Source organism: Micromonospora lupini, from assembly GCF_026342015.1.
GTDB lineage: Bacteria > Actinomycetota > Actinomycetes > Mycobacteriales > Micromonosporaceae > Micromonospora > Micromonospora lupini_B.
This window is the reverse complement of the sequence record NZ_JAPENL010000003.1, coordinates 1,000,340-1,022,222: the sequence shown is the minus strand read 5'-3', so window position 1 is coordinate 1,022,222 and position 21,883 is coordinate 1,000,340. Positions and strand designations below refer to the sequence as shown.

Annotated in this window: 22 protein-coding genes; 18 read left to right on the top strand and 4 right to left on the bottom strand. The window is 72.4% G+C overall.

Annotated features, from left to right (window positions below; translation table 11 throughout):
- Positions 1–37 precede the first annotated feature (37 nt).
- From OOJ91_RS32705 to OOJ91_RS32660, 10 genes are all read left to right on the top strand, one after another.
- A complete protein-coding gene (locus OOJ91_RS32705; protein WP_266251193.1) occupies positions 38–424 on the top strand; it encodes a hypothetical protein in 387 nt (128 codons plus the stop codon).
- Positions 425–576: 152 nt separating this feature from the next.
- Positions 577–3,411, top strand: a complete 2,835-nt coding sequence (locus OOJ91_RS32700) for a Na+/H+ antiporter subunit A (RefSeq protein ID WP_266251191.1) — start codon at positions 577–579, stop codon at positions 3,409–3,411.
- Complete coding sequence (locus OOJ91_RS32695) at positions 3,408–3,896, top strand: Na(+)/H(+) antiporter subunit C (RefSeq protein ID WP_266251189.1); 489 nt, start codon at positions 3,408–3,410, stop codon at positions 3,894–3,896. Before OOJ91_RS32700 ends, OOJ91_RS32695 begins: the two co-directional genes overlap by 4 nt.
- Positions 3,897–3,918: 22 nt before the next feature.
- A complete protein-coding gene (locus OOJ91_RS32690) occupies positions 3,919–5,424 on the top strand; it encodes a Na+/H+ antiporter subunit D (protein ID WP_266251186.1) in 1,506 nt (501 codons plus the stop codon).
- Positions 5,421–6,026, top strand: coding sequence for a Na+/H+ antiporter subunit E (locus OOJ91_RS32685; RefSeq protein WP_323178593.1), 606 nt, complete (start codon positions 5,421–5,423; stop codon positions 6,024–6,026). Before OOJ91_RS32690 ends, OOJ91_RS32685 begins: the two co-directional genes overlap by 4 nt.
- Positions 6,023–6,286, top strand: coding sequence for a monovalent cation/H+ antiporter complex subunit F (locus OOJ91_RS32680; protein WP_007456778.1), 264 nt, complete (start codon positions 6,023–6,025; stop codon positions 6,284–6,286). Before OOJ91_RS32685 ends, OOJ91_RS32680 begins: the two co-directional genes overlap by 4 nt.
- Positions 6,286–6,675, top strand: coding sequence for a monovalent cation/H(+) antiporter subunit G (gene mnhG, locus OOJ91_RS32675; RefSeq protein WP_266251184.1), 390 nt, complete (start codon positions 6,286–6,288; stop codon positions 6,673–6,675). The genes OOJ91_RS32680 and mnhG overlap by 1 nt, the downstream gene beginning before the upstream one ends.
- 161 nt (positions 6,676–6,836) lie before the next feature.
- The gene (locus tag OOJ91_RS32670) at positions 6,837–8,192 is read left to right on the top strand and encodes a hemolysin family protein (protein ID WP_266251182.1); all 1,356 of its coding nucleotides are present in this window, start codon (positions 6,837–6,839) and stop codon (positions 8,190–8,192) included.
- Positions 8,189–9,253: a hemolysin family protein gene (locus tag OOJ91_RS32665; RefSeq protein WP_266251180.1), complete on the top strand. Its 1,065-nt coding sequence runs from the start codon at positions 8,189–8,191 to the stop codon at positions 9,251–9,253. The genes OOJ91_RS32670 and OOJ91_RS32665 overlap by 4 nt, the downstream gene beginning before the upstream one ends.
- A gap of 110 nt (positions 9,254–9,363) precedes the next feature.
- Positions 9,364–10,296 (top strand): sporulation protein, encoded by a 933-nt coding sequence (locus OOJ91_RS32660; RefSeq protein WP_266251555.1) that lies wholly within the window; start codon positions 9,364–9,366, stop codon positions 10,294–10,296.
- Between the two features lie 6 nt (positions 10,297–10,302).
- Here the strand turns inward: OOJ91_RS32660 and leuE are convergent, their stop codons facing one another.
- Positions 10,303–10,974, bottom strand: a complete 672-nt coding sequence (gene leuE, locus OOJ91_RS32655; RefSeq protein ID WP_266251554.1) for a leucine efflux protein LeuE — start codon at positions 10,972–10,974, stop codon at positions 10,303–10,305.
- A complete protein-coding gene (locus OOJ91_RS32650) occupies positions 10,974–12,215 on the bottom strand; it encodes a bifunctional pyridoxamine 5'-phosphate oxidase family protein/GNAT family N-acetyltransferase (RefSeq protein WP_266251178.1) in 1,242 nt (413 codons plus the stop codon). Before OOJ91_RS32650 ends, leuE begins: the two co-directional genes overlap by 1 nt.
- Positions 12,216–12,249: 34 nt before the next feature.
- Between OOJ91_RS32650 and OOJ91_RS32645 the strand changes: the two genes are divergently transcribed.
- The 8 genes from OOJ91_RS32645 to OOJ91_RS32605 all read left to right on the top strand — a co-directional run bounded on the left by OOJ91_RS32645 (position 12,250) and on the right by OOJ91_RS32605 (position 20,922).
- Positions 12,250–13,590, top strand: a complete 1,341-nt coding sequence (locus OOJ91_RS32645) for an aminotransferase class I/II-fold pyridoxal phosphate-dependent enzyme (RefSeq protein WP_266251176.1) — start codon at positions 12,250–12,252, stop codon at positions 13,588–13,590.
- Between the two features lie 91 nt (positions 13,591–13,681).
- Positions 13,682–13,804 carry a hypothetical protein gene (locus tag OOJ91_RS32640; RefSeq protein ID WP_266251173.1) on the top strand — a complete coding sequence of 41 codons (123 nt, stop codon included), beginning with the start codon at positions 13,682–13,684 and terminating at the stop codon, positions 13,802–13,804.
- A gap of 930 nt (positions 13,805–14,734) precedes the next feature.
- Positions 14,735–15,439 (top strand): UdgX family uracil-DNA binding protein, encoded by a 705-nt coding sequence (locus OOJ91_RS32630; protein WP_266251168.1) that lies wholly within the window; start codon positions 14,735–14,737, stop codon positions 15,437–15,439.
- Between the two features lie 159 nt (positions 15,440–15,598).
- Positions 15,599–17,203 carry a flavin monoamine oxidase family protein gene (locus tag OOJ91_RS32625; protein ID WP_266251166.1) on the top strand — a complete coding sequence of 535 codons (1,605 nt, stop codon included), beginning with the start codon at positions 15,599–15,601 and terminating at the stop codon, positions 17,201–17,203.
- 96 nt (positions 17,204–17,299) lie between these two features.
- Entirely contained in the window at positions 17,300–18,778 is a 1,479-nt protein-coding gene (locus tag OOJ91_RS32620) for an MFS transporter (RefSeq protein WP_266251164.1), read from the top strand.
- Between the two features lie 4 nt (positions 18,779–18,782).
- Positions 18,783–18,983, top strand: a complete 201-nt coding sequence (locus tag OOJ91_RS32615) for a DUF3046 domain-containing protein (RefSeq protein ID WP_007456799.1) — start codon at positions 18,783–18,785, stop codon at positions 18,981–18,983.
- Positions 18,984–19,171: 188 nt separating this feature from the next.
- The gene (recA, locus tag OOJ91_RS32610) at positions 19,172–20,218 is read left to right on the top strand and encodes a recombinase RecA (protein WP_053656326.1); all 1,047 of its coding nucleotides are present in this window, start codon (positions 19,172–19,174) and stop codon (positions 20,216–20,218) included.
- A 14-nt stretch (positions 20,219–20,232) separates the two neighbouring features.
- Positions 20,233–20,922, top strand: a complete 690-nt coding sequence (locus tag OOJ91_RS32605) for a regulatory protein RecX (RefSeq protein ID WP_266251157.1) — start codon at positions 20,233–20,235, stop codon at positions 20,920–20,922.
- A gap of 87 nt (positions 20,923–21,009) precedes the next feature.
- On the opposite strand, the gene OOJ91_RS32600 is transcribed toward OOJ91_RS32605, so the two are convergent.
- Positions 21,010–21,204, bottom strand: coding sequence for a hypothetical protein (locus OOJ91_RS32600; protein ID WP_266251154.1), 195 nt, complete (start codon positions 21,202–21,204; stop codon positions 21,010–21,012).
- 26 nt (positions 21,205–21,230) lie between these two features.
- Positions 21,231–21,602, bottom strand: a complete 372-nt coding sequence (locus OOJ91_RS32595) for a hypothetical protein (protein ID WP_266251151.1) — start codon at positions 21,600–21,602, stop codon at positions 21,231–21,233.
- Between the last annotated feature and the right edge of the window lie 281 nt (positions 21,603–21,883).

Genomic DNA, 21,883 nt, shown 5'->3' with positions numbered 1-21,883 from the left:
ACTTCACCCGCAACGCGAACCGGGTGGAGGGGATCGGATGACCGCCGAGCCGCGACACGTCGAACCCGGCACCGATGTGCTGATCCGCAAGGTCGACAGTCACCTCGCCACGCTCCGCGGCGGTCTGCACGGGCCCGAGCTGGAGCTCGCCGAACGCCTTGCCCGCTGCCTGCGGGAGCTGGTCGTCTCCACCGCCCAGGCCAGCGCCGCCGACCGGGGGCAGGTCCGCGTCGCCGTGCACTATTTCGTGCTCCGCCGGGAGAGCCGCGGTCGGCTGCTCTCGATGCGGTCGCTTGCCGTCGCGGAACGGGTCGTGGCCAAGGTCGCCCGTCAGCTCGGCCGCGTCGACCTGCTGGCCGAGCTGCACCTGGAGAGCGCGCACCTCGACGACGTGCTGACCGCCGACGACGCCCTGCTGCGCTGACCGCACACCACACACCACACACCGCACACCGCGCAGCCCGCGCCGTAGAGGGCGAATTCCGGCAAAACCGCCCGAGGGGCGGAGATCTGGCGTCTGATCGCTGTCAGGCGCCACCGCTGTACGGGCGTCGGCCACCTCGATCGGGAGTGCGGGTGCTGGTACTGCTCATCCTCCACCTCGTGGCGGCCCTCGCCGCGCCGCTGCTCGTCCGGTGGTGGGGTCCCCGCGCGTGCTATCCGCTGGCGCTCGCGCCGGCCGCCGCGTTCGGCTGGGCGCTGGCCCGCACCCCGGCCGTCGGTCACGGCGACGCGGTGGTCGAGACGTACCCGTGGATCGGGCAGTTGGGCCTCGACATCGCGCTGCGCCTCACCACGCTGTCCTGGCTCCTGACCCTGCTGATCGGCGGCGTCGGCGCGCTGGTGCTTGTCTACAGCGCCCGGTACTTCGACGCGGACGCGCCAGGGATGGCCCAGTTCGCCGCCGTCCTGGTCGCCTTCGCCGGCGCGATGCTCGTCCTGGTCTTCGCCGACGACCTGCTGCTGCTCTACGTCGGCTGGGAGCTGACGACGATCTTCTCGTACCTGCTGATCGGGCACAGCACCGAACGACGGTCCAGTCGGTGGGCGGCGGCGCAGGCGTTGACAGTCACCACGCTTGGCGGGCTGGCCATGCTCGTCGGGTTCATCCTGCTCGGCGAGCACGCCGGCAGCTACCGCTGGTCGGAGATCTCCGCCCATCCGTTGCCCGGCGGTGGCTACCTGATCACGGCGGTGCTGCTGATCCTGGCCGGGGCGCTGTCGAAGTCGGCGGTGCTGCCGTTCAACTCCTGGCTTCCGGTCGCGATGGCGGCGCCCACCCCGGTCAGCGCGTACCTGCACGCCGCCGCCATGGTCAAGGCCGGTGTCTACCTGGTCGGCCTGCTCGCGCCGGTGCTCGCCACTGTCGGCCCGTGGCGGCCCGTGGTGCTCATCGCCGGCGTGGCCACCATGCTCGTCGGCGGCTGGGCGGCGCTGCGGCAGACCGACCTGAAACTGCTGCTGGCGTACGGGACGGTCAGCCAGTTGGGCCTGCTGGTCGCGGTGACCGGGGCGGGCACCCCGGCCGCCGCGCTCGCCGGCACGGCGATGCTGCTGGCGCACGCCCTGTTCAAGGCGGCGCTGTTCCTGGTCGTCGGCATCATCGACCACGGCGCCGGCACCCGCGATCTCCGCGAGCTGTCCGGGCTGCGGCGCTGGTCCCGGCCGTTGTTCGGGGTCGCGGTGCTGGCGGCGGCGTCGATGGCCGGTGTACCGCCGCTCGTCGGGTTCGTCGCCAAGGAGGCGGTGTTCGCGGCGTTCACCGACGACCCGCTGCTCCTCACCGGACTTGTCGCCGGGACGGTGCTGACCGTCGCGTACAGCGCTCGTTTCCTCTGGGGCGCGTTCGCCGACCGGCCGGGCGTCGAACCGGTCCAGCCGGGGCCGATCGCCGCGTCGATGCTGGTCCCCCCGGCCGTGCTCGCCGTCGTGGGGCTGCTCGCCGGCCCCGCCGCCGGAGTGCTGGACGGCCTGCTCAGCCCGTACGCCGAACTGCTCGGCGCGGTCGAGGGGCACCTGACGCTCTGGCCCGGGCCGACCGCGGCGCTCGGTCTGTCCGTGTTGGCGTTGGCCGGCGGCTGCCTGCTCTTCGCGCTGCGCGGGCCGCTCGCCCCGGTGCTGGCCCGGCTCCGCTCCCCGGTCGGCGGCAACCAGGGGTACGAGTGGGTCGTGGACCGGTTCGACAGGCTCGCCATCGAGGTGACAGGCGCGACCCAACGGGGCTCCCTGCCGCAGTACCTCGGCATCATCCTGGTCACCCTCGTGCTGCTGCCCGGTGGGGCGATGCTCGCCGCCGGGCCGTGGCGGGCCCGGCTGCCGCTCTGGGACAACCCGCTGCAACCGGTGGTCGTGGTGGTGATCGCGGTGGCCGCGCTGCTCGCGGTCCGCGCCCGCCGGCGGTTGACCGCGATGCTGCTGGTGGGGATGACCGGCTACGGCACGGCCATGCTGTTCATCCTGCACGGCGCACCTGATCTCGCACTCACCCAGTTCCTGGTGGAGACCGCGACCATCGCGGTGTTCGTGCTGGTGCTGCGCCGCCTGCCGGAGCGTTTCTCGGCCCGTCCGCTGCGTCGCAGCCGATGGGTCCGTCGGTTGATCGGCGTGGCGATGGGAGTGGTGGCGGGCGGGCTGGCGCTCGTCGCGGCCGGCGCCCGTCGCGCGCCGGACATCTCCGCTGCCTTTCCGGACCTGGCGGTGAGCGAGGGGTACGGCCGCAACGTCGTCAACGTGACTCTCGTCGACATCCGGGCCTGGGACACCATGGGGGAGGTGGCGGTGCTTGTGGTGGCCGCGACAGGGGTGGCCAGCCTGATCTTCGAGAGGTCCCGCACCGGGCCGCGACCACGCCGACCGGAGTCGGCCGACCGGGCGGTCCGCTCCGACCGGCCGGTCTGGTTACGGGGTGGCCCGACCCTCTACGAGGAGCGGCGGTCGATAGTGCTGGAGGTGGTCACCCGGCTGATCTTCCACACCGTGGCGCTGTTCTCGCTGTTCCTGCTCTTCTCCGGGCACAACGCGCCGGGCGGCGGATTCGCCGGCGGTCTGGTGGCCGGCCTCGCGCTCGTGGTCCGCTACCTGGCCGGCGGCCGGTACGAGCTGACCGAGGCCGCCCCGGTGGGCGCCGGCCTGATCCTCGGCGCGGGACTGGCGCTGGCGGTGGGCACCGGCGCGGTGGCGCTGCTGGCCGGTGGGTCGGTGCTGCAGAGCGCCAAGCTCGACCTGTCCCTGCCGCTGATCGGCGACGTCCACCTCGTCACCGCGCTCTTCTTCGACATCGGCGTGTACCTCATCGTGATCGGGCTGCTGCTTGACATCCTGCGCAGCCTCGGCGCCGAGGTGGACCGGCACATCGAGGCCACCGACACGGCCAACGGCGGTCTGGCCGTCGACAAGGGCGGCCGGACATGACGGCCAGTGACCCCGGACCCACGATGGTGCTTGTGCTCGCCGTCGCGGTGCTTGTCGGGTGCGGGGTGATCCTGCTGCTGGAGCGCAGCCTCACCCGCGTCCTGCTGGGCGTGATCCTGCTCGGCAACGGGGTCAACCTGTTGATCCTGCTGGGCGGCCGGTCCGGTGGCGCTCCTGTCGTGGGCACCGGGCCGGTGGACGAGATGAGTGATCCGCTGCCGCAGGCGATGGTGCTGACCGCCATCGTGATCACGTTCGGGTTGACCGCGTTCCTACTCGCCGTGGCTTACCGGAGCTGGTATCTCACAGGCGACGACGAGGTGCCCGACGACCTGGAGGACCGACAGATCATCCGCCGGGCCGGGCGCAGGGAGACGGGCGCCGTCGACCACGGCGGGGAGGGTCCGGACGGCGACCCGGAGCAGGTGGATCCCGAGCCGGCCCGCCGCCGGCTGCGACGCGGCAGAGAGGACGGGACGCGGTGACCCCGTCGTCGCGGAGGCCGTCGTGAGCCGGCTCCTGCCGCTGCCTGTGGTGGTGCCGCTGCTCGGCGCGGCGCTGACCCTGCTGCTTGCCACCCGCCCACGGGTGCAGCGTGCGGTGAGCGTGCTCTGCCTGACTGTCACGTTCACAGTCGCGGTCGTGCTGCTGGTCCAGGCGTACCGGCACGGGCCGGTGGTGCTCGCGATCGGCGGGTGGCCGCCCCCGGTCGGCATCGTGCTGGTGGCCGACCAGTTGGCCGCGCTGATGCTCGTGGTGTCCTCGGCGGTCACCCTGTGCGTGCTGCTGTACTCGATCGGCCAGGGTCGCAGCGAGACGAGCGAGAGCGCGCCCGTGGTCATCTTCCACCCGACGTACCTGGTGCTCACCGCGGGCGTCACCAACGCGTTCCTGGCGGGCGACCTGTTCAACCTGTTCGTCGGCTTCGAGATCCTGCTGGCGGCCAGCTTCGTGCTGATCACGCTGGGCGGCACCGAGACGCGCATCCGCACCGGGTCGACGTACGTGGTGGTCAGCATCCTCTCCTCGATGATCTTCCTGGCCGCGGTGGGGCTGGTGTACGCGGCCACCGGCACGCTCAACCTGGCGCAGCTCGCCCAGCGCCTCGACGACCTGCCGGACAACGTCCGGTTGACCCTGCAACTGACGCTGCTGCTCGCGTTCGCGATCAAGGCGGCGGTCTTCCCGCTGTCGGCCTGGCTGCCGGACAGCTATCCCACGGCCCCCGCCCCGGTCACCGCAGTGTTCGCGGGGCTGCTCACCAAGGTCGGCGTGTACGCGATCATCCGTACCGAGACGTTGCTGTTCCCCGGTGGCCAGGTCGACGGGCTGCTCATGGTCGTCGCCGGGCTGACCATGGTGGTCGGGATCCTCGGCGCGGTGGCGCAGTCGGACATGAAGCGGCTCTTCTCGTTCACACTGGTCAGCCACATCGGCTACATGATCTTCGGGGTGGCGTTGAGCACCGCGGCCGGCCTCGCCGGCGCGATCTTCTACGTGGTGCACCACATCACCATCCAGACCACGCTGTTCCTGGTGGCCGGCCTGGTCGAGGAGCGGGCCGGCAGCACCGACCTGCGCCGGCTCGGCGGGCTGGCCCGGATGGCGCCCCTGCTCGGCGTCCTCTTCTTCGTCCCGGCGATGAACCTTGCCGGGGTGCCGCCGTTCTCCGGGTTCCTCGGCAAGCTCGGCCTGCTCCAGGCCGGTGTGGCGGCCGGCGGGGCGCTGCCCGCGACGCTCGTGGCGGCCGGCACGCTGACCAGCCTGCTCACCCTGTACGTGGCCTCCCGGGTGTGGAACATCGCGTTCTGGCGGGCGCCCCGAATCGCCGCCACCGAGCCCGCCGTCCGGCTGCCCACCCTGATGGTCGGCGCCACCGCCGCCCTGGTCGCGTTCGGGTTGACGCTCACCGTGCTGGCCGGACCGCTCTTCGACGTCACCACCGACGCGGCCACCGACCTGCTCTCACGTACCCCGTACGTGCGGGCCGTCCTGCCAGGTGTCGCGCCGTGACCGGCCCGCGCGCGACGCCCCCGGCGGACGCCGCCCCGCCGATGCGGGGCCGGTTCGGGCGCTGGCGGGACCAGGCGTTGGCGCTCGGCTGGCTGGTGCTCGTCTGGAACCTGCTCTGGGGCGCGATCAACCTCGCCAACATCATCGGCGGCCTGCTGGTGGGCGGCGCGGTCCTGCTGTTCTTTCCGCTGCCGACGGTCAGCTTCGGCGGGCGGCTGCGTCCCGGTGCGCTGGTGGCGTTCGCGGGCCGGTTCGCCGTCGAACTCGTCAGCGCGAGCCTGCACATCGCCCGGATCGCCGTGCAACCCGGCTACCGGCCGCGCGGCGCGATCATCGCCGTGCCGCTGCGGGTGCCCACCGACCTGAACCTGGCGCTCACCGCCGAGGCGGTCTCGCTGGTGCCGGGCACGCTGATCCTCGAGGTGGACCGGGAGTCGGCGACGCTCTACCTGCACGTCCTGGACACCCACGGGCCGGCGGACCTGGCCCTCTCCCGGGAACGCACCCTCGACGTCGAGCGACGGATCGTCCGGGCGGTGGGCAGTGCCGCCGAACTGCGCCGCGTGGAGCCCGATCCCGTCGAGAAGGGAAACTCCCAATGATCACGTTCCTGGCCGTCGTCCTCACCGCCCTGCTGTCGGTGACCGCGCTGCTCGCGCTGATCCGGCTCTACCGGGGTCCCTCCCTGCTCGACCGGGTGATCGCCGCCGACATGCTGCTCGCCACAATGGTCGGCGCGGTGGGCGCGGAGGCGGCCGTCAACCGGCACGCCACCACGCTGCCCGTGCTTGTGGTGCTCTCCCTGCTCGGCTTCGTCGGCTCGGTGTCGCTTGTCCGCTTCGCCGTCCGGGAGCAGGCGTGATGTCGACGACAGGCGTGCTCGGGGTGGTCGCCGACTGGCTCGGCGCCGCCTGCCTGGTGGCCGGCGCGCTGCTCGCCCTGTCCGCCGGGATCGGTGTGCTGCGCTTCCCGGACGCGCTGTCGCGGATGCACGCGGCCACCAAACCCCAGGTGCTGGGCGTGCTCCTGCTGCTGCTCGGCATCGCGCTGCGGCTGCGGTCCCCGGCCGACCTCGGCATGATCCTGCTGGTGGCGGTCTTCCAGTTGGCCACCGCGCCGGTCGCGGCGCAGATGATCGGCCGGGCCGCGTACCGGTCCGGGCGGCTCGACCGGAGCCTGCTCGACGCCGACGAGTTGGCCGAGCGCCCGACGGGCGGCGGTTCCGGCGACGACCGCGCGCAGCCTGGGTGAACCGGACGATCGACGCCTTCGGCCCACCCTCAGCGGAGTCCCAGCCGGCACCGATAAAATGGCGGCATGATCGACTCGTCTGCCCAGGAGGGCAGCAGTAGCCAGCCGGGTCGTGCCCGGCATATTCCCGTCCCGACGGCCCCGGGAGCCCTGAGCGACAGGTGCTGATCGTCGTCGGCCTTCTCTTGATCATCGTGCTCACCGCCGCCACCGGCTACTTCGTGGCGCAGGAGTTCGGCTACGTCGCCGTGGACCGGGGCAAGCTGCGGCAGCTCGCCGACGACGGCGACCAGGCCGCCGCCCGGGCCCTCACCGTCACGAGCCGGCTCTCCTTCGTGCTCTCCGGCGCACAACTCGGCATCACCGTCACCGCACTGCTTGTCGGCTACGTCGCCGAGCCGTACCTCGGTGGCGGTCTCGCCGACCTGTTCGGCGTCGCCGGCCTCCGCGAGTCGGTAAGCCTGCCGCTGTCGGTCGCGCTTGCCCTGGTCATCGCCACAGTGGTCCAGATGGTCCTCGGCGAGCTGGCCCCGAAGAACCTCGCCATCGCCCGGGCCGAGCCACTCGCCCGGGCGTTGAGCCGGTCCACCCTCGCCTACCTGGCCGTCGCCGGGCCGCTGATCCGGCTCTTCGACCAGGCGTCGGTACGCCTGCTGCGCCGGGTCGGCATCGAGCCGATCGAGGAGCTGCCCAGCGGCGCCACCCCTGCCGACCTGGAACAGATCATTGCCGAGTCCCGCGAGGAGGGCAGCCTGGACGCCGAGATGTCCACGCTGCTCGACCGGGGGCTCGACTTCCGCGAGCTGACCGCCGGCGAGGCCATGGTCCCGCGCGTCGACGTGCACACCGTCCGGGCGCACGAGCCGGTCAGCCGGGTCGTCGAGCTGCTGGACACCGGCCACTCCCGCTTCCCGGTGCGAGGTGCGGAGGGCGTCGACGACCTGATCGGCATCGTCGGGATCGCCGACGTGCTCGGCGTACCGCCGGGTGAGCGGGCCACCACCCCGGTGAGCGCGGTGGCGGGGCCGCCGCTGCTCGTACCGGAGACCCTGCCCCTGCCCACGGTGCTTGACCGCCTGCGGTCCGGGCACCGGCAGATGGCCTGCGTGGTGGACGAGTACGGCGGCTTCGCCGGCGTGATCACGCTTGAGGACATCGCGGAGGAGTTGGTCGGCCCGATCCGGGACGAGGACGACCCGCCGGAGCGCGCTCCCGCCCGGCAGGACGACGGGTCCTGGGTGGTGCCGGCCCGGTGGCGGATCGACGAGGTCGCCGACAGCACCGGCATCGCGCTGCCCGAGGCCCCGGAGTACGACACGCTGTCCGGGCTTGTCATGCGCGAGCTGGGCCGGGTGCCTGAGGTCGGCGACCGGCTGGAGATCAGCCTGCTGCCCGAGGGTGTCGAAATCGACGACGGCGAGGAGGAGCCGCGGGCCCTGGTCGAGGTGCTCGCCGTGGACCGGCACGTCGCCGACTCGGTACGGCTGCAGCTGAGCACGCCGGGGGTGACCGCGTGAGCCCCGGCATCGCGCTGTTCAGCTCGGGGGTCCTGCTCGCTTTGAACGGGTTCTTCGTGGCCGCCGAGTTCGCCCTGGTCGCAAGTAAGCGGTACCGGCTGGAGCAGGCGGCTGCCAGCGGCGGCAGGGCGGCCCGAGCGGCGCTTGACGGTGTCCGCGAGCTGTCGCTGATGCTGGCCGGGGCGCAGTTGGGCATCACGCTGTGCACCCTTGGGCTCGGCGCGCTGGCCGAGCCGGCGATCGAGCACCTGATCAGCCCGTTGCTGCACGCGGTGGGGCTGCCCGACGCGGCAAGTCACGTGGTCGCCCTGGTCTTCGCCCTCGGCCTGGTGACCTTCCTGCACCTGGTGGTGGGGGAGATGGCGCCGAAGTCGTGGGCGATCACCGACGCCGAGCGTTCGGCGACGCTGCTCGCGCTGCCGTTCCGGGCCTTCGCCCGGGTGTCCCGGCCGGTGCTGTCGGCGTTGAACGCCCTGGCCAACGCGATCCTGCGCCTGGTCGGGGTCAACCAGCAGGATCAGCTGGCCCAGGTGCACGGCCCGGACGAGCTGCGGATGCTGCTGGAGCAGTCCCGCGAGCACGGGCTGCTCGGCGCCGAGCAGCACCAACTGCTCACCAGCATGCTTGAGTTGCAGGGCACGTCCGTGGCGCAGGTGATGGAGCCGTTCGCCACCATGGTCACCGTCCGGCGCGACGACCCGGCCGAGCGGATCGAGCAGGTCAGCCGGGACAGCGGCCGGTCGCGGCTGGCGGTCCTGGACACCGGCGGCGACGTCTGTGGCCTGGTGCACGTCCGGGAGGCGGTGCGGGTGGTCACCACCGGCCGGGCCGCCACGGCCGGGGAGCTGATGACGCAGGCGTTCACCCTCCCGGCGACGTCCTCGGTCACCGAGGCGGTGGCCGCGATGCGCGCCCGGCAGTCCCAGCTCGCGCTTGTCCGCAACGGCGGTGGTCCGACCCGCCCGATCGGCTTCGTCGCCCTGGAGGACCTCCTCGAGGAGGTCATCGGCGAGTTCGACGACGAGACCGACACGGTGCCGCGCGGCCGGCGACTGCGCTGACGTGCCGACCCGGCCGTGCCGCTCGGCGCGGCCGGGTCGGCCGCTGGGCTTGAGATGACCGCTTCCGGGTAGGCGCGGCTGGTCCGGGGCCAGCGGTGAGGGGGCGCGTGGTGCGGTTGACGGGGGTGTCTCGGGAGTCCGGCGGGACCGGGCTGTCCGTGCAGACCACGCTGCCGAACCCGAGCACCCGTCCGGGTCTGCGTCTGCCGGGGCGGGTGACAGTCGCCGCCGGGCCGGACGACGTGCTCGTACGCCACATCCGGCTCGGCCTGGTCACCACTGTCGAGCCGGACGACCCGGCCGGCCCCCGACGGCTCATGCAGTTTCACCAGGTGCCGATCGCCGGGCGGTTCGTCGTGCCGGCGGGTCGGCGGCGGGCTGTCGACTTCGCCCTGCCGCTGCCGTGGGAGACCCCGGTGACCACGTTCGGCGGGGTGCCGCTGCTGAGCCTGCGGATGGGTCTGCGGACCGAGGTGTCCGTCGACCCGGATCTGGACCAGGGGGCCATGGTGCCCGTCCTCGTGCACCCGATCCCCACCCAGCAGCACGTGCTGGCGGCGCTGGCCACGCTGGGCTTCCTGATCCGCCAGTCCGGGTTGCAGGAGGGCGGGCTGCCCGGGGTGGAGCACACCCTGCCGCTGCACCAGCGGTGGGGCTACTGGGTGGGCCCGCTCTACGCCGGCCCGATCACCGAGCTGGAACTGATCTTCGTGACGAACTCGGCCGGCCTGGAGGTGATCATCTGGCTGGACCGCCGGTTGTCGCTGGCCGGGATCACCCACCAGAGCATCAGCCGGTTCCGGATCTGGCACGCGGACGCCGGGCAGCGGGACTGGATCGCCACCGTGGACGGCTGGATACGTCAGGCGATCAACAGACACGCCGCGGCCGCCGCGCACGCCGACTGGTCCGCGAACATCAGCGGGTCCGCCCATGTCAGCCGCCACCCCGACGAGCCGATCAAACCCGGCTACGGCTTGGGCGGCACCGCCGGAGGCGCCGGCGTCGGTGGCGGCGGCTCCGGCGGAGGCGACGGGACCTGAGCGGGGTCAGCCGGCGCTTGCGGTGGCGAGCTTGAGGCTGAAGGCGAGGAAGAGGGCCGCCACGGCTGTGGTGCCGCCCGCGGCGAGGCGGCGACGCCTGCGGAACTGGGTGGCCAGGAACGTACCCGCGAAGATCAGCGCGGTCAGGTAGAGCGCGCTGGTGACCTGGGCGATCAGGCCGAGCAGCAGGAACGACAGCGCCGGCCAGGCGTAGTCGGGGTCGACGAACTGGATGAAGAACGAGATGAAGAACAGGATCGCCTTCGGATTCAGCAGGCTGATCACCAGCGCCTTGCGGAACGGGCTGCGCATCTGCGCCGGCTCCGCGGCGTCGATGAGCCGCGGCGTGTCCGGGTCGTTGCGGTCGCGCCAGCGCCGCACGGCGCCGAGCAGCATGGTCACCCCGACATAACCGAGGTACGCGGCGCCGGCGTACTTGATCACCAGGAACAGCGGCGGGTACGCCTTGAGCAGCGACGCCACCCCGGCGGCGGACAGGATCATCAGCACCCCGTCGCCGACGAACACCCCGGCCGCGGCCCGGTAGCCGACGCCCACACCCCGCTTGGCGGCGGTGGAGAGCACGAAGAGCGAGTTCGGTCCGGGTAGCAGGATGATGGCCACGGTGCCCAGCACGTACGTCCAGATGTCGGTGATCCCCAGCACGCCCGCCATCATCACGCCACAGGTGCCGTCCGCAGAAGTCTTTCTCGCAGCCTGGCCTGTGCGTTCGGCCACTCGTCGACGGTCATCGCGTACTGCACGGTGTCCCGCCACGAGCCGTCCGGGCGTAGCCGGTGCATCCGGAGCACCCCCTCCCGGGTGGCGCCGAGTCGCTCGATCGCGGCCTGGGAACGAACGTTGCGGATGTCGGTGTGCCAGGCGACCCGCACCGCGCCCAGGTCGTCGAAGGCCCGGCCGAGCAGCAGCAGCTTGGCCTCGGTGTTGATCCCGGTTCGCCACCACGGCCGGCCGAGGAAGGTGTGCCCGATCGCCACCGACCGCCGTTCCGGGTCGATCTCGTAGTAGGACGTGGTGCCGACCACCGCCCCGGTCACCGCGCAGCGCTGCACCCAGGGCACCCGCTCGCCCTGCTGCTGGGCGGCCAGCGCGGAGGCGACCACCTCGGCGGTCCCGGCCGGCGCGGTGGGTCGCGCAACGGTGAGGTGCCGCCAGACGTCGTCGTCGGCGGTGGCGCTGTGCAGGTCGTCGGCGTGCGCCAGGTCCAGCGGCTCCAGCAGGACGTGCTCGCCGCGCAGTGCGGCCGGGTCGTGCCAGGGCGTGCGCGCCGCCCGCAGGTACGCCGGCAGGGGCGCGCTGACCCCGGCGGCGGGTTGCGGCTGGCCGGCGGTCAGCCGCAGCGGCAGCACGCCGGCCCAGTGCGGCAGGTGCAGGTCGGCCTCGTCCTCGCGGACCCCGCCGGTGCGGGACCGGACGGACACCTCCCGCAGCGGCAGCGCCAGCACTGCGGTCTCGGCCAGTTCGCGGCGGTTCGGCGGGCGGCTGTCGGCGCTGCGTCCCGCGCCCACCTTGTCGACGAGCGCGGTGAGCATGGCGCTCTTCTCGCGCTCGTCGGTGACCAGGTGGGCGGTGCCGAGCGCGACCACCGAGCGGTAGTTGGCGCTGTGGTGGAACTGTGAGCGGGCGTAGACCAGCCCGTCGAGCACTGTCACCGTGACGCAGACGGGCAGCCCGTCGCCCCGGGCGGCGAGCAGGGGACGGCTGCCGGTGGACCCGTGCAGGTAGAGGGTGTCGCCGATGCGGACGTGCAGGGTGGGCAGCACCCGGGGTTCGCCGTCGACTGTGAAGCCGAGCGCGCAGTGGTACGCCTCGTCGAGCACGGCGTGCGCGGCCTCCCGGTCGTAGCTCATCCGGTCGCGCGAGCGGGTGGGAGTGGTCCGGGCGGTGGGTGGATACATGGTCGCCCCTTTGTTCTAGTACAATCTCCTGTTTGTGTCAGCACGCTATCAGCTCAGTGGAACAACGGCCGTCGCGATTTCGGCGAGCATCGAGTCGGGCATCCGTGCCGGCGTCCTGCCACCCGGCGCTGCCCTGCCGCCGGTGCGGGCCCTCGCGGCCGAGTTGGGCGTCAGCCCGGCCACTGTCGCCCGCGCCTACCGGGAGCTGCGCCAGCGTGGCGTGCTGGCCACCGCCGGTCGGCACGGCACCCGCGTCCGCCCGCGCCCACCGGTGGCCGCCCGCCGCTCCGCGCTCCGTCCCCCGCCGCTGCCCGACGCCCGTGACCTGTCCCGGGGCGAGCCCGACCCCCGCCTGCTGCCCCCGATCGGCCCGCACCTGGCCGCGCTCGCCGCCGACGCCGGTCCGCCGGTCGGCTACTCGCAGGCCGGCGTGCTCCCGGAGCTGGCCGAGGCCGCCCGCGCCCGGTTGAGCGCCGACGGCGTGCCCGCCGGGGACCTCACCCTCACCGGCGGCGCGCTGGACGGCATCGAACGGCTGCTCGGCGCCCACCTGCGTCCCGGCGACGCGGTGGCGGTGGAGGATCCGGGCTGGGCCAACCTGCTCGACCTGGTCGCCGCCCTCGGGCTGCGGCCGATCGGCGTTCCGCTTGACGACGACGGTCCACTGGTGGCCGGGGTGGCGGCCGCGCTGACCGCCGGCGCGCGGGCGCTTGTGGTCACCAGCCGAGCGCAGAACCCGACAGGCGCCGCCGTCTCCGCCGCCCGCGCCGAGGAGCTGCGCGCACTGCTCGCCGGCCGACGGGACCTGCTCCTCATCGAGGACGACCACGCCGCCGAGCTGGCCCGCGTACCCCTGCACCCGCTTGCTGGCGCGACCGGAAGCTGGGCCTTCGTGCGGTCGGTGAGCAAGCCCTTCGGTCCCGACCTGCGGCTGGCGGTGCTGGCCGGCGACGAGACCACAGTGGCCCGGGTGACCGGCCGGACGCGGGTCGGCGCCGGCTGGGTGTCCACCGTGCTGCAACGGCTGGTGCTCGCCCTGTGGCGGGATCCGGCTGTCGACGAGCTGGTGCGGCGGGCGGCGCAGAGCTACGAGCTGCGGCGCGAGGGCCTGCTGGCGGCGCTCGCCGAGCACGGCCTGGCCGCGCACGGCCGCAGCGGCATCAACGTCTGGCTGCCGGTGCCGGACGAGACAAGCGCGCTGACCGCCCTGCGGGACGCCGGCTGGGCGGTCGCGCCCGGCGCTCTCTACCGGATCGCCGCCCCGCCCGCCCTGCGCATCACCGTCAGTTCGCTGGCCGTCGAGGAGTTGACCCCGCTGGCCGCCGCGCTGGCCCGAGCCATCCATCCCTCCCCGGCGTCAGGCTTCGCCATCTGAGGTGCCACCGAACCTTCCGCTGGTAAAAGGGGGAATTGCGACGATTCGGAGCGAGTGGGGCGGGTATGCGGGCCGCCGGAGGTGCCTGACCATGGCTGCAAGCGGAAACCGTAGGGGACTGTGGATCGCGATCGCGGTCGCCATCATCGTGATCATCATCGTGCTGATCGCCCTCGCATCCTGCGGCGGCGGCGGGGGCGGCAACGGCTACTGACGCGGCCGGGCCGCGGCTGACCTGGGCGTACCCGCCACGGACGCCTCTCGCTGGTACTGCACACATTCCGGCCGTACGAACAGGGAGCGTCGCGCCACGGCCTCGCGCTTGGCGTCCAGCTCATAAGCGTCGATCCAGGCCCAACCGTCATACGTCGGCCAGTCGAGCTTCCTGATGACTCGCAATCTCCTCAAGCATGATGACGGCCGCCTCGGTGGTTGCGACGCCTGAGCGCCTGACGCTTGCTGGTGGCCTCGTCCGGCCGCCGTCGTGGCGCAGGAGGCTCGCACTCGACAGGCTGGTACACGGAGCGCTCAACTACGTCGATCGGCTCGTCTGAGCGTTGGAACCACTTCCATCGGCGAACTCTGCCTCCCGAGTTCGTGGGGGAGGCCGACACAGAGTGCATACCCCTAGATGTGGGTGATTGGGTCGCTGAGGTGGCACAGATCGTGATGCGGGCCGACCGGATTGATCTGGACTATCTGATTGATCTCACCTAACTGGGCGTACTGCTGAAGCGACCCCACCGCGCCCACCTGGGCGCCCGCGCACCGTGCCCATGCGTCCGTGCCCGTGCGCGCCTCCGCCCCACCCCTGCGAGCCCGCGCCACGCGTCCTGCGCGCCCCACGCCCGGCAAGATCGCGCTTGATCCTGGATGTAGTGGTTTCGTGGTCGCTTCGTGGCCACTACATCCAGGGCCAAGCGTGACCTTGACCGACGCGGGTGCTCAAAAGCCCGCTTCCGGTCGGCCGCGCTTGGTGTTCGTCGTCAAGATCCGCGCAACATCAGCGATGTTGCTGTCACCCGCGCGTCGGAGGCAGCAACATCCGGGATGTTGCGAAGATCTTGGACGCGGGACGCGGGACGCGGGACGCGAGGGCGGGCGTATCCGGCAGGCGATATCGAACGGGTATATAACAGTCGGCATGGCCGAGCAGACCGACAACGCTCCCGGCGCCCAGCGGTTCATCCCGCCCGACGCCGACACCATCGCCGAGTTGCGCACGGCATCGGGCGGTTGTCGAGGCTGCGAGCTGTATCGGGACGCCACCCAGACCGTCTTCGGCCGGGGCGACGAGAGCGCCCGCGTGGTGCTCGTCGGGGAGCAGCCCGGCGACATGGAGGACCAGAAGGGTCTGCCCTTCGTCGGTCCCGCGGGCCGGCTGCTGCGCAAGGCCGTCGACGACGCCGGGCTCGACCCGGCGCAGATCTACCTGACCAACGCGGTGAAGCACTTCCGTTTCGAGCTGCGCGGCAGGCGGCGCATCCACCAGACCCCGGACCGGGTGCACATCACCGCCTGCCGGCCCTGGCTGGTCGCCGAGTTCGCCCGGCTCGACCCGGAGATCGTCGTGGTGCTCGGCGCGACCGCCGCGAAGGCGTTGCTCGGCCCGTCCTTCCGGGTGACGAGACAGCGCGGCGAGTTGCTGCCCTGGCCCGCGTCCGCCCAGCACCCGGAGGACTTCATCCAGGTGCCGGTGGACAGCGCCGGAGAGCGGGACGACGCCCCGCCGGCCCGGCTGCTGGCGACCATTCACCCGTCCGCCGTGCTGCGCGCCGATGACCAGGACACGGCGTACGAGGGTCTCGTCGCCGACCTCACCGTGGCGGCCCGCGCCCTCGCCGGTTGACCGTGCTCGGCGTACCCCGGCTGGCCTGAGCGTCGTCCCCGTCGGAAACCGCCGCGACCGGCGGGCCGGGAGGCGATACCTGCCGGAAACGGCGTTGCGTGATCCGCGTAACAGGTCCTCTGCAGACTCACGTGAGTCGATCTTGTAGGGGAGGCGTTCATGAGCGATCAGACGCAGTCGACGGTGAGCCGGCGCGGGTTCCTGCGCGCGGTCGGAGTCAGCGGCGGTGCCGGTGCGATGCTCGCCACGATGGGAGCCATGGGCCTCGCGCCCAGCGCCGACGCGTCGGTGACCCCGGCGTTCCGGGCGCCCGAGCGGTCCGACTTCACCCTCACCGGCCGGCCGGGGGCCAGCGTCGTCGTGCTCGGCGGCGGCATCGCGGGGCTCACCACCGCGTACGAGCTGGGCAAGGCGGGCTACCACTGCACGATCCTGGAGGCGCGGCACCGCGTCGGCGGGCGCAACCTCACCATCCGTGGCGGCGACGTCGAGACCGACCTCGACGGGCACACCCAGCGGGCCGGCTTCTCCGACGGCGTCTACTTCAACGCCGGGCCGGGCCGGATCGCACAGTGGATGGTCACCATGGACTACTGCCGTGAGCTCGGCGTACCCATCGAGGTCTTCACCAACCAGAACGCCGACGCCTGGATCTACAACGAGTCCGCCGGGATGACCGAGCCGATCCGCTACCGCACCGCCAAGGCCGACGTGTACGGCTACGTCTCGGAACTGCTCGCGAAGGCCACCGACCAGGGCGCGTTGGACGCGCGGCTCACCACCGAGGACCGGGACCGGCTGCTGTCGTTCCTGCAGAGCTTCGGCGCGATCGGCGGGCGTACCAGCGACTGGGCGTACACCGGAACCAACCGTCGCGGCTTCTCCGCGTACCCAGGCGCCGGCAACGAGGTGGGGACGCTGCTCGGCGCGCCGCCGGCGCTCTCCGACGTCTTCGCCAGCAACGTGGGCAGGTACTTCTCCTTCGAGTTCGGCTACGACCAGGCGATGCTGATGTTCCAGCCGGTCGGCGGCATGGACCAGATCCCGCGCGCCCTCGCCAAGGCCGTGGGCGGGCACCGGATCCGCCTCGACGCCGAGGTGACGGGGGTGACCGACCGGGGCAGCCGCGTCGAGGTGACCTACCGGCAGGGCGGCCGGCAGTCGCAGATCACCGCCGACTACTGCGTGGCGGCGCTGCCGCCGCACCTGATGGCCCGGGTGCCCCACAACCTCGGCGCCGGGGTGACCGCCGCCCTGGCCGACTTCCCGGTCACCGCCGCCGGCAAGATCGGCCTGGAGTACCGCAGCCGCTGGTGGGAGACCGACCAGCGGATCTACGGCGGCATCACGGAGACCGACCTGGACCTGTCGCACATCTGGTACCCGTCCTACGGCTTCCACGGCAAGCGCGGCCTGGTCGTCGGCTACTACAACACCGGGGCGAACGCCAGGGCGTACAGCGGGCTCACCCCCGAGCAGCGCCGGGAGCGAGCGGTGAGCCAGGGCGCGAAGATCCACGGCGACAAGTACCGCAGCGAGCTGGTCACCTCGTACTCCCACGCCTGGGACCGGACCCGCTACATCGAGGGCGCCTGGACCTCGCCCCGCTACGGCACCGCCGGCTACAACCTGCTGCTCCAGCCGGCCGGACGGGTCTACTTCGCCGGGGACTGGCTGAGCCACGAGGTGGCCTGGCAGCACGGCGCGTTCGTGGCGGCCCGTTCGGCGGTGTCGGCCCTGCACCAGCGCGTAATGGCCGGCTGACCGGCCCGGGCCGGGGGCGGTGGGGCCGCGCGCGGGCGGTGGGGCGGCGTGTGGGTGCGTAAGGATGGGGGTCCACCCCCCTTCTGAGGAGCGCCGATGGCCACCGACCTGACCGTGCCGCGTACCGGCGCCGGGCTCGACGTCGCGCCGATCCAGCGGCGCACCATGCGGCTGCTCTTCACCACCCAGATCATCGGCGGCGTCGGTGTGACGATCGGCATCTCCGTCGGCGCGCTGCTCGCCGCACGCGTCGCCGGCACCGCGGTGGCGGGCGTCGCGCAGAGCGCCGGGGTGGTCGGTGCCGCGCTGCTCGCCATCCCGGTCACCCGGATCATGGCGCGGCACGGCCGTCGTCCCGGCCTGGTGCTGGCGTACGCCGTGGGCGCCGTCGGCGGCGTCCTGGTGGTGCTGGCGGCGGCCACCCGCTCGGTGCCGCTGCTCTTCCTCGGCATGCTGCTCTTCGGCGGTGGCACCGCCGCGAACCTGCAGGCCCGCTACACGGCGGTGGACCTCGCCGAGCCGGCCCGCCGGGGGCGTCAGCTCTCGCTCATCGTCTGGGCCACCACCATCGGGGCCGTGGCCGCGCCGAACTTCGCCGCCCTGGCCGACCGGGTCACCACCGGCTGGGGGCTGCCGCCGCTGGCCGGCCCGTTCGCGTTCAGCGCGACGGCATTCGTGCTGGCCTCCGTCGTACTCCTCGGGCTGCTCCGGCCCGACCCACTGCTCACCGCGCGGCGGCTGGCGGCGGCCGACACGCCGCCGACCCCCGCCGGACCACCCGGCGGTGCCGCCCCGGACGCCGCCGTCGCGAGCAATGCCGCACCGGGCGTCGACGTGGCGGGCGGTGCCGGGTCGGCGGCCGCCGGGCCGAGGCGTGTCGCACCGACTGCCGCGGTGGCCGAGGCGCCGGCGGGCGGTGGAGCCGGGCCGGCCGCCGGGCCGGTCGGTGTGCGCGCGCCGCGCGCCGCCGGGATGCGGCTGGCCTGGTCGGTGGTACGCGGACAGCCCGCCGCCCGGCTCGGCATCGCGGCCGTGGCGATCGGTCACCTGGTGATGGTGGCGGTGATGGCGATGACCCCGGTCCGGCTCGGTGAGTCGCACGCCGACGCCGACGTGCTGCGGCTGGTCGGGATCGTGTTGAGCCTGCACATCGCGGGCATGTACGCGTTCTCCCCGGTGGTCGGCTGGCTCACCGACCGGCTGGGCCGGCGGGCGGTGATCCTCGGCGGGGTCGGGCTGCTGCTGGCTGCCTGCGCGGTCGCCGGTACCGCCGGGCACCACACGCCCCGGCTCTCGGTCGGTCTGGTCCTTCTCGGGCTGGGCTGGTCGGGGACGATGGTGGCCGGCTCGACGCTGCTCTCCGAGTCGGTGTCGGCAGGTGTGCGGCCCAGCGTCCAGGGGTTCTCCGACCTGATCATGGGGTTGGCGGGGGCCAGCGCCGCGGTGCTCAGTGGGTTTGTCATGCAACTCGCCGGTTATCCGGTGCTCACCCTGCTCGCGGCGGTCGCGACAGTGCCCCTGGTGGCGCTAGCGTTGCGCCCGGTGCCGACGGGGGCACCGGGCGAGGAGGATTGATCACGTGCGGCTGACCGACTTCTGGGCGCGGCTGGAGGAGGCGTTCGGGCCGGGCTACGCGGCCAGCATCGCCCGCGACCAGGTGCTGTCCCAGCTCCATGGCCGGACCATCGAGCAGGCGCTGTCGTCGGGGGAGCAGACGCACGTGGTGTGGCGGGCGGTCTGCGCCGCGTATCCCGACCGCGTGCCCGCCCGACTACGCTGAGCAGCCTTTTCGCCGGTTCCGCGTGTCACTTGTCGAGTCGTACACCTGTTCGGCTATTGTCCACAGCGGGGTGCTCGTCCACAGCTCGCGGCCCGTCGGCTGGTTTTCTGTCGGACCCAGCGCCTAGCGTGTCTCGCGTGACGAGAAGCTCAGCAGGAAAGACGCCGGCGAAGGCAGGGGTGGCAACGATGGCAGCAGGTCCTGACCGGGAGAAGGCGCTCGACCTTGCTCTCGCTCAGATTGACAAGCAATTCGGCAAGGGCTCGGTGATGCGGCTGGGTGACCGGCCGGTCGTCCAGACCGCGATCATTCCGACCGGCTCCATCGCGCTCGACGTGGCGCTGGGCATCGGTGGCCTGCCCCGTGGCCGGGTGGTCGAGATCTACGGCCCGGAGTCCAGCGGTAAGACCACTGTGGCGCTGCACTCGGTGGCCAGCGCGCAGCGGCTCGGCGGCATCGCCGCCTTCATCGACGCCGAGCACGCGCTCGACCCGGAGTACGCGAAGGCCCTTGGCGTCGACACCGACGCGATGCTGGTCTCGCAGCCGGACACCGGCGAGCAGGCGCTGGAGATCGCGGACATGCTGATCCGCTCCGGCGCGATCGACATCATCGTGATCGACTCGGTGGCGGCCCTGGTGCCGCGTGCCGAGATCGAGGGCGAGATGGGCGACAGCCACGTGGGCCTCCAGGCCCGGCTGATGAGCCAGGCACTACGGAAGATCACCGGTGTGCTCAGCAACACCGGCACCACGGCGATCTTCATCAACCAGCTGCGGGAAAAGATCGGTGTCATGTTCGGCAGCCCGGAGACCACCACAGGTGGTCGGGCGCTGAAGTTCTACGCCTCGGTCCGGCTCGACGTGCGACGCATCGAGAGCCTCAAGGACGGCACCGACGTGGTCGGTAACCGCACCCGGGTCAAGGTCGTGAAGAACAAGGTGGCCGCGCCGTTCAAGCAGGCCGAGTTCGACATCATGTACGGCAAGGGCATCTCGCGTGAGGGCTCGCTCATCGACGTCGGCGTGGAGCAGGCGATCATCCGCAAGTCCGGAGCGTGGTACACGTACGACGGCGACCAGCTCGGCCAGGGCAAGGAGAAGGCCCGGGAGTTCCTGAAGGAAAACCCGGACGTGGCCGCCGAGATCGAGAAGAAGATCCTGGAGAAGCTCGGCGTCGGGGTCGGCGCGGGTGACGCCGCCGGTGGCCCGGAGCTGCCGCCTGTCGACTTCTGATCGGTCGCTGACAAGTGGCAGGACGACGCGCTCGTACGGGGCGAGGCTGGGATGCCAGCCCACCCCGTACGGGCGACGCCAGCGATCCTCCCCGCCCTCCCCGGGGTCGCCGGACCGAGCAGCAGGTCGACCAGCCGGAGTCGCCGCCTCGTGACGAGTCGGAGGTGGCTCGCGAGATCTGCCTGCGCCAGCTCGCCGTCCGGCCCCGCACCCGGGCCGAGCTGGCCGATGCGTTGGCCAAGCGGGGCATCTCCGAAGAGGTCTCGGCCGAGGTGCTCGACCGCTACGACGAGGTCGGCATCATCGACGACGCCGCGTTCGCCCGCGCCTGGGTGTCCAGCCGGCACACAGGTCGTGGCCTGGCCCGCCGGGCGCTCGCCAACGAGCTGCGCCGCAAGGGCGTCGACGGCGAGGTGGCCACCGAGGCGCTCGGCGAGCTGGACGAGGAGACCGAGGCGGCGACCGCGCGCACTCTGGTGGAGCGCAAACTGCGCACCGCCCGGGGTGAGCCCGACGCGGTCTTCCGTCGCCTGGTCGGGATGCTGGCCCGCAAGGGCTATCCGCCCGGCGTGGCCATCCGGGCGGTGAAGGACGCGCTTGCCGCGCAGAGCGCCGAGGCGGCCGAGTTCGCCGAGCAGATCGACGCGGACGCGCTCGCCGACGCCGAGGGTGATCTGGAGCGCGACAACCGTCCGCTCGACTGAGCGGCGCGCTGGGTGTGGGTGGCCCGCTGTGCCGCGCTGGGCGTCGCGGCGCTGGCAGCCGGCGCCCAGTGAGCCGCTGACGTCGGGTCAGCGGGGGAAACGCAGGCTCTTCACGATCAGGTCGCATCCGGCCCGCATCTCCGCCACCAGACGATCATGGCGACAGTCGATCATGAAGGTGTCGGTGCTGCCCGGTACGACGCCGTAGACCATCACGTCTCCGACGCCCGGCAGCGTCGCAGTGCTCGGCAGGGGCCCGGGGGCATGGTCGGAGAGGTCCATCCGGACAGCCTTCGCGCCGTCCAGCGTCAGGCGTTCTTCGATGGATCCGGCGGCAGGATGGCGGGGTCGTCGATCAGCAGCAGATCCATAGGTGATCCCTCCACCGTGTTGGCCGGTGACGTCAGCACCGTGACGGTGTCACCCCCGGCGGCTCCCCGGGGCGAGAGCTGGGCGCAGTCCGGGTCTTCGCGCGGGGGACAGGGGCCCGTCGTCCAGCCCTTGGGTGCGGTGAAGCTCACCCTGCCGTCGGCGGTGCCCGTCCGCTCACCCGGGTCGAGCGCCGTCGTACTGCCCGACCGGGCAGTCGAACCGTTGATCACGCCTCGGCGGCCGAGGATCACCACGACGCTGAACGACAGCACCAGCACCAGGCCGAACAGGAGCATCTTCCGCATCATGCGCGGACCGTACGGGCGGATCAGTTGGTCGACAACCGCCCAGTCGTCCCGACTGCGCTCCGTTGCGTGTGCAGGTGGACGCGGAAGCGCGATCCTGCGGGCGGCCGGGGGCGGGTGGGTCTGGCGCGAGTTGGTCGGGCGCGGCCGGGCGTGGGCGACGGGGTCGCTGTTGTCACAAAGCCGGCTCGGAGGATGGTGTCCTCGTCGCTGAACAGGTACGACATCCGGATCGAGGCCCGTCGGCTCGCCGTGTTTGTCCCCCGGTGTCCACAACGACATCA

Excerpts from the sequence above, each read along its gene's own strand:
- OOJ91_RS32640 (WP_266251173.1), top strand. The coding sequence starts at position 13,682 with ATGGCTGCAAGCGGAAACCGTAGGGGACTGTGGATCGCGATCGCGGTC.
- OOJ91_RS32600 (WP_266251154.1), bottom strand. The coding sequence starts at position 21,204 with ATGGACCTCTCCGACCATGCCCCCGGGCCCCTGCCGAGCACTGCGACG.
- OOJ91_RS32595 (WP_266251151.1), bottom strand. The coding sequence starts at position 21,602 with ATGATGCGGAAGATGCTCCTGTTCGGCCTGGTGCTGGTGCTGTCGTTC.
- leuE (WP_266251554.1), bottom strand. The coding sequence starts at position 10,974 with ATGATGGCGGGCGTGCTGGGGATCACCGACATCTGGACGTACGTGCTG.
- OOJ91_RS32650 (WP_266251178.1), bottom strand. The coding sequence starts at position 12,215 with ATGTATCCACCCACCGCCCGGACCACTCCCACCCGCTCGCGCGACCGG.
- OOJ91_RS32705 (WP_266251193.1), top strand. The coding sequence starts at position 38 with ATGACCGCCGAGCCGCGACACGTCGAACCCGGCACCGATGTGCTGATC.
- OOJ91_RS32695 (WP_266251189.1), top strand. The coding sequence starts at position 3,408 with ATGACGGCCAGTGACCCCGGACCCACGATGGTGCTTGTGCTCGCCGTC.
- mnhG (WP_266251184.1), top strand. The coding sequence starts at position 6,286 with ATGTCGACGACAGGCGTGCTCGGGGTGGTCGCCGACTGGCTCGGCGCC.
- OOJ91_RS32620 (WP_266251164.1), top strand. The coding sequence starts at position 17,300 with ATGGCCACCGACCTGACCGTGCCGCGTACCGGCGCCGGGCTCGACGTC.
- recA (WP_053656326.1), top strand. The coding sequence starts at position 19,172 with ATGGCAGCAGGTCCTGACCGGGAGAAGGCGCTCGACCTTGCTCTCGCT.
- OOJ91_RS32630 (WP_266251168.1), top strand. The coding sequence starts at position 14,735 with ATGGCCGAGCAGACCGACAACGCTCCCGGCGCCCAGCGGTTCATCCCG.
- OOJ91_RS32625 (WP_266251166.1), top strand. The coding sequence starts at position 15,599 with ATGAGCGATCAGACGCAGTCGACGGTGAGCCGGCGCGGGTTCCTGCGC.
- OOJ91_RS32680 (WP_007456778.1), top strand. The coding sequence starts at position 6,023 with ATGATCACGTTCCTGGCCGTCGTCCTCACCGCCCTGCTGTCGGTGACC.